The organism is Fundicoccus sp. Sow4_D5, assembly GCF_052116365.1.
In the GTDB taxonomy this organism is placed as follows: domain Bacteria; phylum Bacillota; class Bacilli; order Lactobacillales; family Aerococcaceae; genus Fundicoccus.
On record NZ_JBQKLF010000002.1, the window covers coordinates 186,436 to 204,073 of the forward strand.

The 17,638-nt window shown below is 40.8% G+C and carries 13 protein-coding genes; 9 read left to right on the plus strand and 4 right to left on the minus strand.

The genetic code is table 11. The features are described 5' to 3' along the window. Nucleotides 1-165: 165 nt before the first annotated feature. On the minus strand, nt 166-1,797 hold the full coding sequence (locus ACTQ45_RS05170) for a PucR family transcriptional regulator (protein WP_441751450.1): 1,632 nt from the start codon (nt 1,795-1,797) through the stop codon (nt 166-168). A gap of 240 nt (nt 1,798-2,037) precedes the next feature. On the opposite strand from ACTQ45_RS05170, the gene ACTQ45_RS05175 reads away from it, so the two are divergent. From ACTQ45_RS05175 to allB, 4 genes are all read left to right on the plus strand, one after another. Continuing rightward, a complete protein-coding gene (locus ACTQ45_RS05175; RefSeq protein ID WP_441751448.1) occupies nt 2,038-3,252 on the plus strand; it encodes a pyridoxal-phosphate-dependent aminotransferase family protein in 1,215 nt (404 codons plus the stop codon). Between the two features lie 275 nt (nt 3,253-3,527). After that, a complete protein-coding gene (gene allC, locus ACTQ45_RS05180) occupies nt 3,528-4,754 on the plus strand; it encodes an allantoate deiminase (RefSeq protein WP_441751446.1) in 1,227 nt (408 codons plus the stop codon). Between the two features lie 285 nt (nt 4,755-5,039). Continuing rightward, a complete protein-coding gene (gene allW, locus ACTQ45_RS05185; RefSeq protein ID WP_441751445.1) occupies nt 5,040-6,524 on the plus strand; it encodes an allantoin permease in 1,485 nt (494 codons plus the stop codon). A 31-nt stretch (nt 6,525-6,555) separates the two neighbouring features. Then, the gene (allB, locus tag ACTQ45_RS05190) at nt 6,556-7,929 is read left to right on the plus strand and encodes an allantoinase AllB (RefSeq protein WP_441751443.1); all 1,374 of its coding nucleotides are present in this window, start codon (nt 6,556-6,558) and stop codon (nt 7,927-7,929) included. 380 nt (nt 7,930-8,309) lie between these two features. On the opposite strand, the gene ACTQ45_RS05195 is transcribed toward allB, so the two are convergent. Both ACTQ45_RS05195 and ACTQ45_RS05200 read right to left on the minus strand, forming a co-directional pair. Then, on the minus strand, nt 8,310-8,441 hold the full coding sequence (locus ACTQ45_RS05195; RefSeq protein ID WP_441751441.1) for a hypothetical protein: 132 nt from the start codon (nt 8,439-8,441) through the stop codon (nt 8,310-8,312). 131 nt (nt 8,442-8,572) lie between these two features. Next, the gene (locus ACTQ45_RS05200) at nt 8,573-9,505 is read right to left on the minus strand and encodes an AEC family transporter (protein WP_441751439.1); all 933 of its coding nucleotides are present in this window, start codon (nt 9,503-9,505) and stop codon (nt 8,573-8,575) included. Between the two features lie 203 nt (nt 9,506-9,708). Here ACTQ45_RS05200 and ACTQ45_RS05205 point away from each other — a divergent pair, with 203 nt between their 5' ends. Beyond that, nucleotides 9,709-10,848, plus strand: a complete 1,140-nt coding sequence (locus ACTQ45_RS05205) for an ArgE/DapE family deacylase (protein ID WP_441751437.1) — start codon at nt 9,709-9,711, stop codon at nt 10,846-10,848. A 63-nt stretch (nt 10,849-10,911) separates the two neighbouring features. Here ACTQ45_RS05205 and ACTQ45_RS05210 read toward each other — a convergent pair whose 3' ends face one another. Beyond that, complete coding sequence (locus ACTQ45_RS05210) at nt 10,912-11,805, minus strand: alpha/beta hydrolase (protein ID WP_441763121.1); 894 nt, start codon at nt 11,803-11,805, stop codon at nt 10,912-10,914. A gap of 176 nt (nt 11,806-11,981) precedes the next feature. On the opposite strand from ACTQ45_RS05210, the gene fdrA reads away from it, so the two are divergent. The 4 genes from fdrA (at nt 11,982) to ACTQ45_RS05230 (ending at nt 17,477) form a co-directional block, all read left to right on the plus strand. Further along, entirely contained in the window at nt 11,982-14,996 is a 3,015-nt protein-coding gene (gene fdrA, locus ACTQ45_RS05215) for an acyl-CoA synthetase FdrA (protein ID WP_441751433.1), read from the plus strand. A gap of 6 nt (nt 14,997-15,002) precedes the next feature. Further along, on the plus strand, nt 15,003-15,926 hold the full coding sequence (locus ACTQ45_RS05220; RefSeq protein WP_441751432.1) for an oxamate carbamoyltransferase subunit AllH family protein: 924 nt from the start codon (nt 15,003-15,005) through the stop codon (nt 15,924-15,926). A 13-nt stretch (nt 15,927-15,939) separates the two neighbouring features. Further along, nucleotides 15,940-16,884: a carbamate kinase gene (gene arcC / locus ACTQ45_RS05225; protein WP_441751809.1), complete on the plus strand. Its 945-nt coding sequence runs from the start codon at nt 15,940-15,942 to the stop codon at nt 16,882-16,884. A 263-nt stretch (nt 16,885-17,147) separates the two neighbouring features. Beyond that, the gene (locus tag ACTQ45_RS05230) at nt 17,148-17,477 is read left to right on the plus strand and encodes a hypothetical protein (protein ID WP_441763122.1); all 330 of its coding nucleotides are present in this window, start codon (nt 17,148-17,150) and stop codon (nt 17,475-17,477) included. The last annotated feature ends 161 nt before the right edge of the window (nt 17,478-17,638 follow it).

Here is a 17,638-nt window from a genome sequence, read left to right on the forward strand (position 1 = left end):
CCCTTTTTTCAAGAATAAGACTTTAAATAGTATACAAAAAACACACGAAAACTGGTGTGAACCAGCTCTGACGAACAGAGCTGGTTCACTGGCTTTCGTGTGTCTTGTTGTTTTAGTCGCCTTAAAAAATGCTAAAACTAAAAGCTAGGACTCAAGTCTTTGGAATTACGTTTGATTTTCATCGCTTAACTCTAAAGCTAAACGCAAGTTCAATGAATTTTCTGGCGAATTCACTGAGAAACCCAAGGTCTCTTCGATACGCTGAATACGGTATTTAACCGTATTTCGGTGAACAAATAAAGCAGAGGCCGTGCGGGCTATTTCACATTGTGAATCTAAGTAAACATGTAACGTTTTACGTAATTCTAGTAAAGAAGCATCTTCCGGATAAGCAAAATCTTGAAGAATATTTTGGCAGAAAAACCGGACATCATTATGTTGCAAGTGATTAAACAAATGGAACATGCCTTTATTTTCATAAGTCATAATGGTGTCTGTCAGTTGCTGTGTTTTACGTTCTTCAAACACTAAGTGAGCTTGAGTATGTGATTGGTCGATTTGGCCAAGCGTTGGATAGGCATTGCCTACACTGAAAATCAGCTTTAATGGTAAAACGTTGGCGATATCTTCCCGTATTTTCAATAAAATCTTGTCTAAGTGAGCTGGCTTTGCTTGCAACATCAAGATGACTTCTTTAGTTTGAGAGAAATAAAACACTAACGCATCTGGGCAATACGTCTTAATGTTTTGACGTAACCAACGTGAGGCCATTAGTAACAATTCTTCACCATAAGGTGTCAATTTTGACAGCTTTAAGGCTGAGCTATCATAAACATGTATGATCTGATAGTAGGTAGATTTAATGTAACCAAATTTCTCATTCATCAAACGATCAGGCGCTTTATGCTGGTTTTGTGATGAGTAGTCAATGAGTTCCCGATAAAAGTCAGCTTCTTGAGCATACTTACTGTCCTCAATTCGTTCATTTTTAAATAGAATATAAGATAGCACCATCGAAGCTTGTTCAATGGCGAAATTCGAAATCGGGTAAGGAATATGCTCTGGATTCAAAATCACCAAGTGATGAGGGAAATTGCTGTAAACTTTAATCGGTACTAAAGACACATGCAACTCTTTATGATTAACGTCTTGAATAAGAAAAGAACCTTCTTGTTTAGAGGTAGTTTTCATTAGATCATACAATTGACTTGTATAATAATCTGCCCGATTGCTTGAATCATTGAAGTGAATCGAATGAGTTAATATTTTCCAATAAGGATTTAATAAAATAACGGGTGTTTTGACCATGTGACTAAATTGATCAATGACTATTTTGTTAGAAGCATCTTGAATCAATAGGTCTGAAAAACGCTTTTGTATATCTAAAGCAAATGATAATTCTTCATGACGGGTTCCCCAGATGATATCCAGAAATTGATGCAGTAAAGAGCCTAACGAATAATTGTCCGGAATCAAAAGTAAAGGGAAACCGACAGATTCAGCATAAGCAATCACGTGCTCATCCAATTGCCCTAAAAAACGGCCCACTTTAATCCCTAAGCCAACAGCCTTCGCACGCAGCAAGGAATCAATCAGTGGCAGCAACTCTTCTTGCTTATCTTGATATACCATGGCAGTCGACAGTAACAAGCAATCTTCTGTTACGAAGTGTTCAATATCAGGCGTTTCCGTAATTTCGACACTTTTTATTGGCAAATCTATCCGATCCAAACCAGGTGTAATTAATTTTATATCTGAAAAACGTGGTAAGTTAAGTAAGTCATTCAAACTTGTCATCGAAAGTCCCCCTCTATTTATAAGCAACTGATGTTAAGTTACAACAGCGCATACATTTTCAAATGAAGGCTGTAAATTTTTTTCGTTAGCGATAATTTTCGAGTATAATATGAGTATACTACTGAACGAATCATTGTTCAATCTGCATACCTAAGATAACTAAATTAGTGACTCATTACAAAATATCAAAGAAATCTTTGCAGATAAGTCACTTAAAAAATTAACTATGGAGGTCATCTTATGTACCATTCAATCAAAGTCCCCAAACGAACTATTATGACGCCCGGCCCAGTCGAAGTGCATCCTAGAGTACTGCAAGCTATGAGTAATTCAATTCTTGGTCAACACGACCCGGCTTTTTTAACGATAATGGATGAAGTTAAAGAATTAATCAAACAACCTTTTGGTACCCAAAACAAGCAGGCCTTTGCGGTCGACGGCTCGTCACGTTCAGGGATTGAAGCAGCGATGATTGCTATTCTAGAACGAGGTGACACAGTACTTATCCCAGCTTATGGACGTTTCGCTTACTTATTAGCGGAAATCGCAGAACGTTGTGGTGCAGAAGTGGTGTTGATGGAAAAAGATTGGGAAAGTCCCTTTGAGCAAATAGATATTATTAACAAAATTAAAGAGGTTCAACCTAAATTAGTCGCAATGATACATGGCGAAACAGCCAACGGCCAAGTGCAAGCTTTAGATCAAATCGGTGCTTATACTCAAGCAAACAATATTTATTTTTTAGTTGATATGGTAGCAACGTATGCTGGGATGGAATTGAAAGTCGACGAATGGGGCATTGATATAGCCATAGCAGGCAGTCAGAAATGTTTGAGCGTGCCAGCAGGTTTATCACTTGTCACGTTTAATGAACGTATCGAAAAATTGTTAGCAGAACGTTATCAACTAGAGTTAGGCTTAAGTGCTGATTTGCGTAATGAACGCCATATCCAAAGTAATTATCTTGATTTGAGTCAACTGATATGCTATTGGAATGAACAAAGAATCAATCACCATACGGAAGCGACAACTTTAATCTACGGTGTTCATGAAGGCTTACGTTTATTGTTAGAAGAAGGTCTCGAGAAAGTGTATGCCCGTCACCGCTTAAACAATCAAGCCATTATGGCCGGTGTGCAAGCGATGGGGCTAGAAATTTACGGACAAGCAAACACTAAGATGCCGACAGTGACGCCAGTTATCATTCCTCAAGGTGTGGATGCAGTCAAAGTACAGGAATTGATGTTGCATCAATTCGGGGTGGAAATCGCCAATAGTTTCGGAGACTTAAACGGAAAAATTTGGCGAATCGGTAATATGGGTTACAGCAGTCGCCATGAAAATGTTTTACAAGTGTTGAGTGCACTAGAAGGCGCTTTAGTATATTATGAAGTAGATATTAACGTCGGAAAAGCCGTCAAAGCTGCCTTGAATATTTTTCTGGAGAATGCTTAAGCAAATAGCGTGTGTAAATAGCTTGTTTAGAGAGCTTGTGTAAAGAGCTTGTGTAAAGAGCCTGAGTGAAGAGTTTAACTATGACACGGCATTTGACTTCTAGGTCACCGAGGTCGTTTAAATGAAGTGCTTTAGTAAAAATTTAAGTAAAGTGTGTTATAGCAAGGGGTTTATGCAGATTGAACAGCTAAATCTCAAATTTTATAGAATTTGCTATCTACATATGAAACGCTTTCATTTATAATGAAGCAGAAGATATAATCAGGAGGGATCATATGATAGAAATAACACCTCAAGAAGTCGATGAAACGATGGACTGGCTTGCAGGCATTTCAGATGCACAAGGACCAGGTACCACCCGTTTACTGTACAGTCCATCATGGATAGAGGCACAAAAGCAATTGAAGGAAAAGTTTGAAAGCTTAGGTTTTATTTGTGAATTTGATGCAGTGGGTAATTTATTTGCCACATTAGAAGGTAGCGAACAACCGGAAGAAGTCATCGCATCTGGTTCCCATGTCGATACGGTCACTAAAGGTGGACGATTAGATGGACAATTAGGAATTATGGCTGCTTACTTAGCCATGGAAAAACTGATCCAAAAAAATGGTCAACCTAAGAAAACATTACAAATCATATCCATGGCAGAAGAGGAAGGCTCTCGTTTCCCTTATGTATTCTGGGGCTCGAAGAACATCTTCGGTTTAGCGTATAAAAAGGATGTGGAAACCATCAAAGATGCTGAAGGCGTTGGCTTTGAAGAAGCGATGCGAGCAGCCGGTTTTGACTATTTAGAAGGTGAACCAAAATTTGCCAAGATTGCGGCCTTTGTTGAATTGCATATTGAACAAGGAAACTTCCTCGAAAAAGAAGGGAAACAAGTAGGAGTGGTGAATGCGATTGTAGGTCAAAAACGCTATGACGTTGTATTAAAAGGACAAGCCAATCACGCGGGAACGACTCTAATGTCTTACCGTAAAGATACAGTGGATTGCTTTGCTCGCATTGTGACACAAAGTTTAGATAAGGCTCGTGCCGAAGGTAATCCATTGGTCTTAACATTCGGTCGGGTGGAGCCTAAACCCAATACGGTCAACGTGGTACCAGGAGAAACTTTATTTTCGATTGATTGCCGACACACAAATCAAGACACGTTAAACCGCTTCACTCAAGAATTAGAAGCCGATATGCAAGCAATTTGTCAAGAGATGGGTATTGAGATTTCCATTGATAATTGGATGGATGAATCCCCAGTGCCAATGGATGAAACATTAGTTGAGACATTAGAAGCAGTTTGTCGAGAAAATGATTTGAACTACCAACTCATGCATTCGGGTGCAGGTCATGATGCACAAATTTTTGCGCCTCGTGTACCGACTGTCATGGTATTCGTGCCATCGATTGATGGCATTAGCCATAACCCGGCCGAACATACAGAAGCTGAAGATATTGTACCAGGCATTCAAGCATTAGCTGGCACACTAGAGAAATTAGCTTATTAATTAACTAAATATCTACTAAAAAATTTGTAATACCGAGGCGACATACCATTAAAATTAATTGGCTGTCGCCTTTGTGATTTTTATTCTGAAGAATGAATAATAGATACTCGCATGAAACCTTGCTAGAATAAGGATTCCTAACAGCTGTTGTGCTAATTGTACACTGAAAGTTGTTCATTTGTCAGTTGTGGCTAATGCGATAATTGGTTTAACCGCTTACAATGAACTTGAATGAATTGATAGCGGTTGCTAAAAATTAAAAAACTTAATTTAAGGAGGCAATTTATGGAAGCTCAAGATTATAAAGTCACGCAAGCGGAAATAACAAAGTTTCAAGCACGGGGATATACCAACGAGGATATTTTACCCAAGCCAGCAGAAAAACGTCACACAGGTTTAATGAACTATTTCACCTTATGGATGGGTTCCGTGCATAACATTCCTAACTACGCTGCTGTTGGTGGTTTTCTAGTTTTAGGCATGGCGCCAATCAACGTGATGCTCGCTTTAGTCGTTAGTGCACTAGTAGTCGCATTATTCATGACAATGAACGGTTTAGCCGGGTCCAAATACGGCATACCTTTCTCAATGCATTTAAGATCGACTTATGGTAATACAGGGTCAAAACTACCAGGTTTCTTACGTGGTGGAGTAGCTGCCATTGCTTGGTTCGGTTTACAAAACTATACAGGTTCACAAGCACTTCTTATTCTAATTAGTAAATTATGGCCAGGCTTTTTACAAATTGGTGATGGTACAAGCATTCTAGGAATTTCAATTCCAGGATTAATTGCTTTCACAATTTTCTGGGCAGCCAACATGTTAATTGGTCTAGGTGGCGGGGGTATTCTAAATAAGTTTACAGCTATTCTAAGTCCTATTATTTACATCGTATTTGGTGGAATGACTATCTGGGCAATCAATGTCGCAGGTGGAATCGAAAACATTATGTCATATGATGTGGCCGGTGCAACTGCAGGTCTTAATCCAATTGTCGGTTACTTAATGATTATTGCATCTGTCTTAGCGGTTTGGGCAGCACCAGGCGTCAGTGTGGCAGACTTTACTCAAAATGCGAAATCATCACGAGATCAAGTTGTCGGTCAAACAGCAAGTTTCTTAGTTTCCTACGTAGGGTTTGCTTTTGCGAGTGTGGTTATTTTAATCGGTGGATCCATTAATGCCGGCACAACTGAGTGGGATGTTTTAAACATCATCAACAGTTGGGACAGCACACCAGCCATTATCATCTCGTCACTGGTATTATTAATGACAACTATTTCAACTAACGCAACAGGTAATATTATTCCAGCAGCCTACCAATTAACGGCTCTTTTACCAAAGTATATTAATTACCGTAGCGGCGTTATCATCGCCAGTGTGGTCAGCTTCCTTATCATGCCATGGAAACTAATGGAAAATGCAGATAGTATCTATATTTTCTTGAACGCCATTGGTGCTTTATTAGGTCCTGTTGCCGGGATTATGGTCGCTCATTACTTCTTATTAAACAAACAAAGAATTGACTTAGATCAATTGTATTTCGATGAAAGAGATAAAGCTGCTAAAAGTATCTACCGTGGCACAAACACTCAAGCCTATATCGCAACATTTGTAGGGTTAGTCGTGTCGCTAAGCGGACAGTTTATTCCAGCACTAGCTTTCATTTCAAACGTTGCTTGGTTAGCAGGTTTTGGTACTGGCTTCCTTGTTTATTGGTTGTTAACCAAAACAGCAAGCAAAGATTCAATCATTGGGGCTATAAAATAAGTTAAATAATATAATATTAGGAGGAAAGTAAATGAGTTTTGATTTAGTAATTAAGAATGGTTTAGTTATCTTAGATGGTGGCGAAGTTCAAACAGATGTTGCGATTAAAGACGGTAAGATTGCCGAAATTGGTACAGACCTAGCAACTGAAGGGGCAAAAGTAATCGATGCTGAAGGTTTGGTAGTCAGTCCAGGTATGATTGACGCACACGTGCATATTACCGAACCAGGCGGCGGCTACCGTGACGAGTGGGAAGGCTATATCACAGGAACTTCTGCAGCAGCTAAAGGTGGCGTCACATCATTCTTAGAAATGCCTTTAAACCAAGTGCCAGCAACAGTTGACGCCAAATCTTTAGAAATCAAATATGCAGCAGGTGAAGGGAAATTAAAATCTGATGTTTATTCATACGGTGGCCTAGTTCCTTACACAGTGAATACGGGCGGCATCCAAGAGTTAGACGAAGGCGGGGTTATTGCTTATAAAGCTTTCATGTCAACATGTGGGGACCGTACAATCGATGGCGACTTCATGAACGTTGATGACTATTCATTATATGAAGGCATGAAGCAAATCGCTAAAACTGGCAAAATATTATCAATTCATGCGGAAAACGCAGAAATTACTGACCGTTTAGGCGATATTGCTTATAAAAATGGTGAAACGACGCTTAAAGCTTATGTTGAGTCTCGTCCAGTCTTTACTGAAGTAGAGCCAATCAACCGTGCCATTGAATTAGCTAAAGAAACAGGCTGTCGTTTACATATCGTTCACGTGGCTTGTAAAGAAGGTGTCGATGCGATCACTAAAGCTCAAGAAGAAGGCGTAGACGTCACATGTGAAACATGTACTCACTACCTATACTTCGAAACAGATGAGTTAGATGCGATTGGGCCAGTGGTTAAATGTTCACCACCAATCCGTGATAAAGCTCAACAAGATGCTTTATGGGAAAGAGTCTTAAACGGTAAGATTGATTTCATTACATCTGACCACTCACCATGTACCCCAGACTTGAAAGACAAAGAAAACGCCTTTGAAGCTTGGGGCGGTATCTCAGGCGTACAAAACAACGTTGATATCTTGTTTGACGAAGGGGTTCAAAAACGCGGTATGAGCTTGCCTCAATTTGCGGCAGTCACAGCTACAAACGTTGCGAAATTATTCGGCATTGAAGAAAAAGGTAGCATCGAAGTTGGTAAAGATGCAGACTTCGTCCTAATCAAACCAAATTCACCTTACACACTAGCTACAGAAGATTTGGCTTACCGTAACCAAATAAGCCCTTATGTAGGACGCGAAATTGGCGCTCAAGTAGCCTCAACAATCTTGCGTGGTGAAGTCGTTTACTCAATGGAAGACGGCATTTCAGAAGCATTCCCTGGCGACTTCGTCAAAAAATAGTAAATAACACACAATGTTTATCTATTCATAACATCCCCCAATAGAAAACTCCCTAGCCAGAAGACGGCTAGGGAGTTTTTGGGTTATAACCACCACCTGCTAGGTCGAAGCTCTTAATAAACATTTCACATCAGGAGAAGCACCTAATAGAAACGTATCGATACATCCCTTCAAAGCAGTCGGTTAAAGAAAGAGGATGTCAGTCATTCACGTTCCTGACGATTAAATTTAGCTCAGGCGGCGAACTATAATCGTCGTGAGCTTCCAGCGAACGACACCGCCGGTCTCAAGGTCTTTGCTAGAAGTCTTTTTGAAACAGAAGTGAACTGTATACTTGGTGGAAGGATTGGATAGTCGTTTGGTCGGCGAGCTAGTGCATGTTAACTCCATGGATTGCGGGCTAAGACAGAAGAAGGCATCAAGGCGATTCGAGCAACGCATCCAAGCTCTTGTTTCATATCATGACTCACATCAGTACTGAACCATTCGCTCCACGGAACCATTCGCTCCACGGATCCCCCTCCCACCATCAAAGCCTGACGTTGCCAGATAGCTTCACTCAATATATCTCACCTTAGTTATACTCATTCATATGTTGAAATAAAAAAAAGCCTTCTAACACGTTGGTTAGAAGGTTTAGGCTTTAGAATAATAAAGTGACGATTGGAATGGTAATCATCGAAAGTAGGGAAGTCATGAAGACTATTTGACTGGCGAATTTCGCATCGTTACCGTAGTTGCCGCTGAACATTGCCACGTAGGTAGCGGTTGGCATAGAAATCATAATCACCGGAATGACTAAAGCAGGCCCTTCGATACCAAAGGCTTTAAGTGCCAGTGTGATAACGATTGGCACAATCAATAATTTTAAGGCTGAAGCCATATAGATGTACTTGCTTTGGAAGGCTTCTTTTAAGTTGCTGCGTGATAACATCAAGCCGATAACAATCATGGCTAAAGGTGAAGTGGCCGGACTCATCATCGTGATGACACTATTGAGAGGTTCGGGCACGCCCCACTGGAAGCCGAAGAAAATAAGTCCCACAACAATTGATAAAATCCCTGGACTGAAGACAACTTTCTTCCAATTAAAACCAGCTGCTTCTGTTCCATTACGTGAAATTAAGTAAACACCGAGGGACCATGAGACAGTTTCAAAGATAAAACCGGCACCGACAACAGCATAGAATAAGGCCTCTTGACCAAGTAAACTTTGGACAATCGGGTAACCCATAAAGGAAGTGTTCGAGAGTAATAAGGCTGTTTGGAAAATATCCTTTTGCCCTTTTGTTAAAGGTAAGCGTTTAGAAGAAAAGAAGCCTACAAGGAACATCACGACATAACAAAAGGCCATCACACCCAAGACCATAAAAGCGGTGTTTAAACGTTCTTCACTCATTTCTAGCTGCATGGCAGAGAAAATGGTGGCGGGCATTGTCACGTAAAGTACTAACTGAGTAATATCTTTTTGACCTTTTTCAGAGATCAGGTTCATTTTTCCGGCTACAAAACCAATCACAATTAACAGAAATAAGACAGATACTTTTTCTAAAGTTAAGAAAAAATCTATTTGCATGGAGACATCCTCCCTAGTTGTATTTTCTCTATTATGACAGACTCGTGAGTTGTGACGCAATGCGAAAGATTACAAAAATATAGGAAACCTTGTCATAAGTAGTCAAAAAATCGCGATTGTTTTAAAGGCTGTCAGTAATTTTTCCCTAATAGCAGTTTTTGGTGTAACATAAAGGTATTAAAAGTGTGAAAGGATCTGATAAGTTGAATAAGGAACGTAAAATTTCAATCTTACAAGATGTGTTGCGCTTCAAATCGGTAAACGATCACGAAGAGGAAGTCGCTAAGTATTTACAAGCGTTATTGGCAGAGTTTGATATTGCTTCAAACTTAGTAGAATATGCTCCCGGTCGTAGTAATTTGGTGGCAGAGTTAATAGGGAGTGCTCCCGGTAAAACACTAGGCTTCACTGGTCATTTAGACGTTGTCTCAGCTGGTGATGAATCAGAATGGATTCACCCGCCTTTTGATGCGGTTATTGATGGCAACAAATTATATGGTCGTGGTTCGACAGATATGAAAGGTGGAACGGTAGGTTTAGTTTTAGCAATGATTGAATTGAAAGAAAAAGCAATTCCTTTCAATGGTAAAATCAAACTTCTAGCCACTGTCGGTGAAGAAATCGGAACAGTCGGGGCTAAGCAATTAACTGCCTTAGGTTACGCTGACGACTTAGATGGTTTATTAGTAGCAGAACCCAGTGGGGCAGGTAGTTTAGTGACTGCTCATAAAGGTTCAATGAGTTATAAAGTGACTTCATTTGGTAAATCATCGCATAGTTCGATGCCACAAGAAGGTGTGAACTCGATTAACCAATTGGCAGAATTTATTGTCCGTGCCAATAGTGCGATGGCAGAAATTTCTGAAGCTTACGACAATTCTAAATTAGGACGTACCACACATGCGGTCACGATTATTAATGGTGGAAATCAAATCAATAGTATCCCTGAAAAAGCAGTAGTGGAAGGCAATATTCGCTCAATTCCAGATTATGACAATACAAAGATTATCACTTTAATGGAAACAATTATTGAAGAAATTAACCAAGCGATTGAAGGTCGTCTAGAACTTGAATGGACTCAAAACAACTATCCAGTTGAAAAACCTGAAGATTCAGATTTAGTGAAAGCGGCCCAAGCAATTGTGGGTGACTTACCAATTATTGGAATTTCACCTACAACGGATGCGGCACAATTTACTCAATCTAAAACAAAGTTTGATTTCTTACTTCACGGACCTGGCGTGCCGACCTTGCCACACCAAGTCAATGAGTATATTGAAATCGATGACTATTTACAATTTATCGATCGTTTCCAAGCCATTGCTTTAGAATACTTAAAGTAGAAAAGACTGACGATTACAAGTAAATTGCATCAACTTAAGTCTTATAAATCGGACAAAATATAACTAATTCAGCCACGCAAGGATGGCATGATAGACCTCAAGACCATGGGTTTCTACTTGGGTTCGGTCAAAATCATGATCATCTGAATCAATAATATGCAATTGGGCGTCTGGGATGTGTTGACTCATTAAACGAGATTGACGCACAGGCACATCGGTGTCTCCAGACGCCGCTGCTATAAATGTTTTTGGAAGCGTTTTTAAGTCGGCATAACTCAGTGAAAAATCACGAGCCGATTGATGAGGCGGTAGTAAGTTAGCCATCCAGTTTCCTGCTTGTCGAGCGGCTAAATAAATCAAAAAACGTTCATCCATTGATCCAGTCACCAGTGGCTGTTGACCAATTAGACGTTGGATGGAAGCGGGAGAGACTTCTTTGAAGGTTAAGTAATGACGACTCGGTAAACTGAAACTGGCTTCATTAAGGTTGAAGTAACCATAAAGAGCGATAATACCGGCTGCTGTTTGCATTGTCTGATTATGAGGCATATTTTTATCAACGTTAACTTGTTTAGCCGCAAGGTATAAGGCTAGATAAGCACCGGCTGAACGCCCAAATAAATAATAGCGTTGAGTCGTTAATTGTAGGTTTCCCAATTCAGACTCAGTATTTTCTAAAAACCACTCGATAGCTGTTTGAGCATAGTCAAGAATTAAGTCGAGACCTGTTTCAGGTGCTAATAAGTAGTCAACTGCTAAAATTCCGTAGCCTGCTCCGGTCAATTGTTCGATATAAACCTCAGGCAAATCGTCACGTTGTCCAAAGATGAGACCACCACCATGAAAATAAATTAAAGTTGCTAGGTAAGTCTGTGTGCGAGAGGGGCGGTAAAAGCTTGCTTGTAAAGGTAACTCCTTGAAGCTAGCAAAAGTATAAATTTCTTGGCTATAAGTCATAAGCATCCTCCTGTTAGTCAAATTGATACTCTAAGTGTAGCTTAAAACTGTAAAAATTAGTGACTAGTGACTGTATTTTATTCAAAGTAGACAAAACAATTAGAAGTTTTAGAGAGTTTAAGCATTTAAAGCAGGCATGTAAGCGGTTATAATGAAAGGGAAAGGGAGGCTAAATAATGTTACATACAGTGATTCAAAAAAATAATTATCAAGACTCTATTAACTTGATGCTTTTAACAAACTCAGTGAACGACGTTGACGGGGTGAAACAAGGGCAAGTCATGATGGCAACGGATGCCAATAAAGATATCTTTAAGAGTGCAGGTATGCATACTCCAGAATTAGAGGCAGCTGGCGCAAATGATATGGCAATTGTCGTTGAAGCAGACGATGAAGCAGTTCTAGAACTAGTATTAGGAGAAGTTGAGCGTTTCTTAGGCGATTTATCTAATAAAAAAGCAGAATCAGGCACAACCAGTGTAGATAATTGGCATGACGCTTTAGAAGCAATGCCAGAAGCTAATTTAGCGCTATTTTCCATTCCGGGAACTTATGCAGCGGATGAGATTGAGAAAGCTTTAGATGCAGGTTTACATGTTTTCTCATTTAGTGACAATATCTCGTTAGAAGATGAAGTTCGTTTGAAAGAAAAAGCACACGAGAGCGGTTTATTATTAATGGGTCCTGACTGTGGAACGGGTGTCTTATCAGGCATTCCACTAGCCTTTACAAACGTTACAAATCCAGGGAATATCGGAATTGTGGCTGCTTCTGGAACAGGTATTCAAGAAGCCACCACATTAATTGACCGTTTAGGCGGAGGCGTGGTACATGCGATTGGTACCGGCGGACGCGATTTAAACGAAGCCGTTGAAGCCACTACAATGATTGATGCAGTGGTTGCTTTAGAAAAACATGATCCAACCGATGTGATTTTAGTGATTTCTAAGCCACCAGCAAAGTCAGTTCGTGATAACGTAATGAAAGTTTTACAATCATTATCTAAACCAGTGGTCGCTATTTTCTTAGGTGAAAAACCAGAAGCTCACGTAGGTAATGTTTCCTTAGCTTATACATTAGAAGAAGCAGCCCGTATTGCGGTTGATATTTCAAATGGGGAAACCGTGAAAGCCAACTACTTAGATCCAGTTGAATTAGAAGTAACGGAAACGTTAGCAGAAGGCACAACCGTTAAAGGTCTTTATTCAGGTGGGACGTTAGCAAGTGAAGCGGCTACTTTAATTGCGGACGCTTTAGGCTTGGAAAATGCTAAAGGCGAAGAAGGGTATATCTTAAACACTCAAGGCTTCCAAGTGATGGACCTTGGTGATGATATGTATACGCAAGGTAAGCCACACCCAATGATTGATCCAGACGTACGTGTACGTAAATTACGTGAAGTGATTCAAGATGAAACAACGGGCGTGATTTTACTTGATGTGGTATTAGGTTACGGTTCACATCCAGATATGGCTGGTGCGCTTGCTCCAGATATTAAAGCGGCTTTAGATAATGCTGCAGCTAGCGGTCGTCGTTTATATGTGATTGGTACAGTTGTTGGAACAGATAATGATCCGCAAAACTATGCTGAATCAGTAAGAACATTGAAAGAAGCTGGCGTGATTGTTGAAAGTAGTAACGCGCGTGCAATCCGTGCAGCCCTTAAATTAATGGGCCATGATTTAGTGGTAGCTGATAAAGGTCACGTTGACTATACTGGTGAAAAAGTTGAATTACCAATGGCAAGCGAGAAAGTCATCGACTTATTAAATTCTAAACCTAAAGTAATCAATGTGGGAATTGAAAGTTTCACTGAGCCAATCGTTACATATGGTGGCGAAGCCTTACAGTTTAACTGGAGACCACGTGCCGGCGGTAACAAGAAATTAATCCGTATTTTAAATGAATTAGACAAACGCGAAGCACAAATCGACGAAGATAACCAAATGATTATTGACCGTTTCTTAGAATCACAACCGTTCTTAATGGATGCTCAACCAGCTAAAGACGTGATTCCTGAGTTAAACACAGACGAGAAACTTGTGTTACACGCTGGACCACCTATTAAATATGAGAATATGACCGGACCAATGCAAGGGTCAGTGATTGGCGCGATGTTATTTGAAGGTTGGGCAACTGACCAAGAAGATGCACGTAGACAATTAGAAGCAGGCGAAGTTAAATTTATCCCTTGTCACCATGTGGGTGCGGTTGGACCAATGGGTGGGATTACAACGGCTAATTTCCCAGTATTTGTTGTTGAAAACAAAGCTGATGGAACAAAAGGTTACTGTATTATGAACGAAGGTATCGGTGAAGTGTTACGTTTCGGTGCAAACTCTCAAGCAGTAGTTGACCGCTTAACATGGATGGCTAATACATTAGGACCAGTGTTAGGAAAAGCTTTACGCACGATTGAAGAAGGCTTGAACTTAAACGTGATGATTGCTCGTGCGATCTCAATGGGTGACGAGTTCCACCAACGTAATATCGCTGGTTCATTAGTCTTCCTTAAAGAAATTACACCATCTATCGTGACATTACCGATTGATGATAAAGAAAAACAAGAAGTTATCCAATTCTTAGCAGATACTGACCAATTCTTCTTGAACATTATGATGGCCGCTGGTAAAGCCATGGTTGATTATGTTCGTAAAGTAGAAAAAGGAACAGTTGTAACAACAATGGCTCGTAATGGTGAAAACTTTGGTGTCAGAATTGCAGAACTTGGCGACGAGTGGTTTACTGCACCAGTTAACACACCAGACGGCTTATACTTCAGTGGTTACTCATCAGAAGACGCGAATGCGGATATTGGTGACAGTGCGATTACTGAAACTGTCGGAGTGGGTGGTATGGCAATGATTGCTGCACCAGGTGTAACACGCTTCGTTGGATTAAATGGTCTATCCGATGCTGAGAAGATTTCTGATGAAATGCAGAAAATATCTATCACGAATAACCCAACATGGACAATTCCTAACTGGGACTTCAAAGGTTCAACTTTAGGTATTGATATTCGTAAAGTGGTTGAAACAGGTATTACACCAATCATCAACACAGGGATTGCTCATAAAGAAGCAGGTGTTGGACAAATTGGTGCAGGGACAGTTCGCGCACCGCTAGCATGTTTCGAAAAAGCACTGATTGGCTATGCGAAATCAGTAGGTATTGACGTCGATAGCGAGTAAGTTAAGGTGGCAACTAAATCTTTTCAACAAACACTGACTAGTTCATTTGTCATCAGCCAGTATTTGGCTGATGACTTATTAGGCAAACAGACGCATCAGCAAATTAAAGTCCATTCGGTTTTTCCGAATGGCTTTAATTTAGATTTACAAGGTCAGCTGATATTCGTCGGTAAACACGGTGGCGATGTATCGGCCTTTGGTTTAACACTCGAAGCATCGGTCTTTTCACATTTGCAAAAGGCCCTTGTTGTCGGGCAAAGAGTTCGAATCACACCGACGGCGTGGACTTTTTATTCGCGACCAAATTTGCTACAATTAGTGCCAGGTCACGTGGAGAAAGTGGCTGTAGATATTGTGCCGATTACCCTTGAACAGTTGAAGACTAGCGCTCTAGAGGAAAGCCTCGAGGCAGCTAACGTCTACGCTCAATCTGGTTTCGCACTTAGAGCAGACATGACCCAGCTATTGGAGCAGTATCAAGCTGCGCTCCAACTTTCAGGGGACTTTCTTCAGCCAGACTTGCTTCGCCAATTCATCGGAGCAGGAATTGGCCTGACGCCTAGTGGTGACGACTTCTTGCAAGGAATGCTATTGCTGGAACAAGCAGTCGCTAGGGACACGAACTTGTCTGACACGGTCGTCAAAGCCGCCTTACCAGCAAGTCACCATGGACAAGAAAGACCCAGTTATAGCTTGTCTGACTATGTCCAAACAGCTTTACAAGAACGCTCAACGACAGCCGTTAGCCAGGCCTATTATCAGGCACTGTTTGCAGGAAAAGTTAACTTAAGTTGGGTGAAACTCTTGACGGCCATCAAAACAGACAACACAGGCCAACTCAAAGCTGCTGTCCAGCAGATACAAGCCTACGGCGCAACTTCTGGCAACGATATTCTCTTAGGTATGTTAAATGTGTTGAAATTTATTTAAATTTTCGGAGGTAATTATGGGAAAAAGAATCGTAGTAGCATTGGGCGGAAACGCCATTTTAACAGATGATCCATCAGCTAAAGGACAAATTGAAGCCTTACGTTACACAAGCAAACGTCTGATTGAATTAATTAAACAAGGGCACCAATTGATTATTAGTCACGGAAACGGGCCACAAGTCGGTAACTTATTGCTTCAACAAGTGGCAGCAGATTCAGAAAAGAACCCAGCAATGCCTCTAGACACTTTAGTGGCGATGACACAAGGTTCAATTGGCTACTGGCTACAAAACATGATGAATGAAGCACTAGCCGAAGGCGGCATCGACAAACAAGTCGCTTCGGTCGTAACTCAAGTCGTTGTCGACGAAAACGACAGTGCCTTTACTCATCTTACAAAACCTGTTGGCCCATTCTTAACAGAAGAAGAAGCCAAAGCAGCTACAGAAGCTACCGGCGATACTTATGTGGAAGATGCTGGTCGTGGCTACCGTAAAGTGGTTGCCTCACCAAAACCAATCAGCATTGTAGAGTACCCAGTCATCAAAGCAATGATTGAACAAGATTTTGTTACAATCTCTGCAGGTGGTGGCGGTATCCCAGTTAAAAAAGTTGACTATGGTTATGAAGGCGTTGAAGCCGTCATTGACAAAGATTTCGCTTCAGCCAAATTAGCAGAATTAGTCGAAGCTGACTTCCTAGTTATCCTAACAGGAGTCGACAATGTTTTCGTAAACTACAACAAACCTAACCAAGAAAAATTAGAAAACGTCACTGTCGCTCAGTTGAACAACTGGATTGCAGAAGAGCAATTCGCACCAGGCAGCATGTTACCAAAAGTAGAAGCCGCAATTTCCTTTGTGGAAAACAACCCAAAAGGTAAAGCAGTCATCACATCATTGGAAAACATCGAAGCAGTCATGGGCGAAGGCTCCGCAACTGTTGTCTCAGCCGAATAATATCCAAATATCCAACAGCCCTTCCTCAACGAAAACAATCGACGAGGGAGGGCTGTTTGTTTTCACCCTAAACGAAAAAAATGCCACTTAAAAGCGCCGGAAAACCAAGCACAAGGGTGTCCCTTAGCTAAGCAGAAGCAAATATGGTATACTAAAGAAGTAGCGTGTTGAAGAAATGCGCGAAAAAGGGTAGTTTCAATGAATCTTAATGTGCATAACCATTCACATGGTGTAGATGTTTTTCGAAGAAAGCGGTGTATAGAATGAGAAACAAGAATATGTTCAGAAGTACAGTGAGGATCAAACAAGAACTTTCAGACTGGTTCGCTACCCAATCAGCTGTAGGTGCAAAGGTCACTAAAGTATCAGACGATTCCATCACATTATCCATCGAGGACCGAGAAATCGAACTCGTCCCCCATAAAAACGACGGCCTAGAAGCAGAAATATCAGTCGAAGCAGAAGCGTTGAACAACATCATTGCCAAAGTCTCCGTCGGAGAAACACTCAGAACTGGAACAGGCCAATGGACCTTCTATTCCGAACCAGACGCCCAACGACTCATCTTTAGCGAAACAGAAACATTCGCTTAGCGCAATCACATAAATTAACACACTCAGCCAGACGTTACGTCTGGCTGTTTATGTTTTCCACGAATCAAAGAGGCACAACAGCCCTCAACTTGAAAGGCCCTTAAAGCCTCAACTCCCAGCCGCTTGGTGCCTGCCGGCGGCCCGTCCCTAAAAGTAAGGCA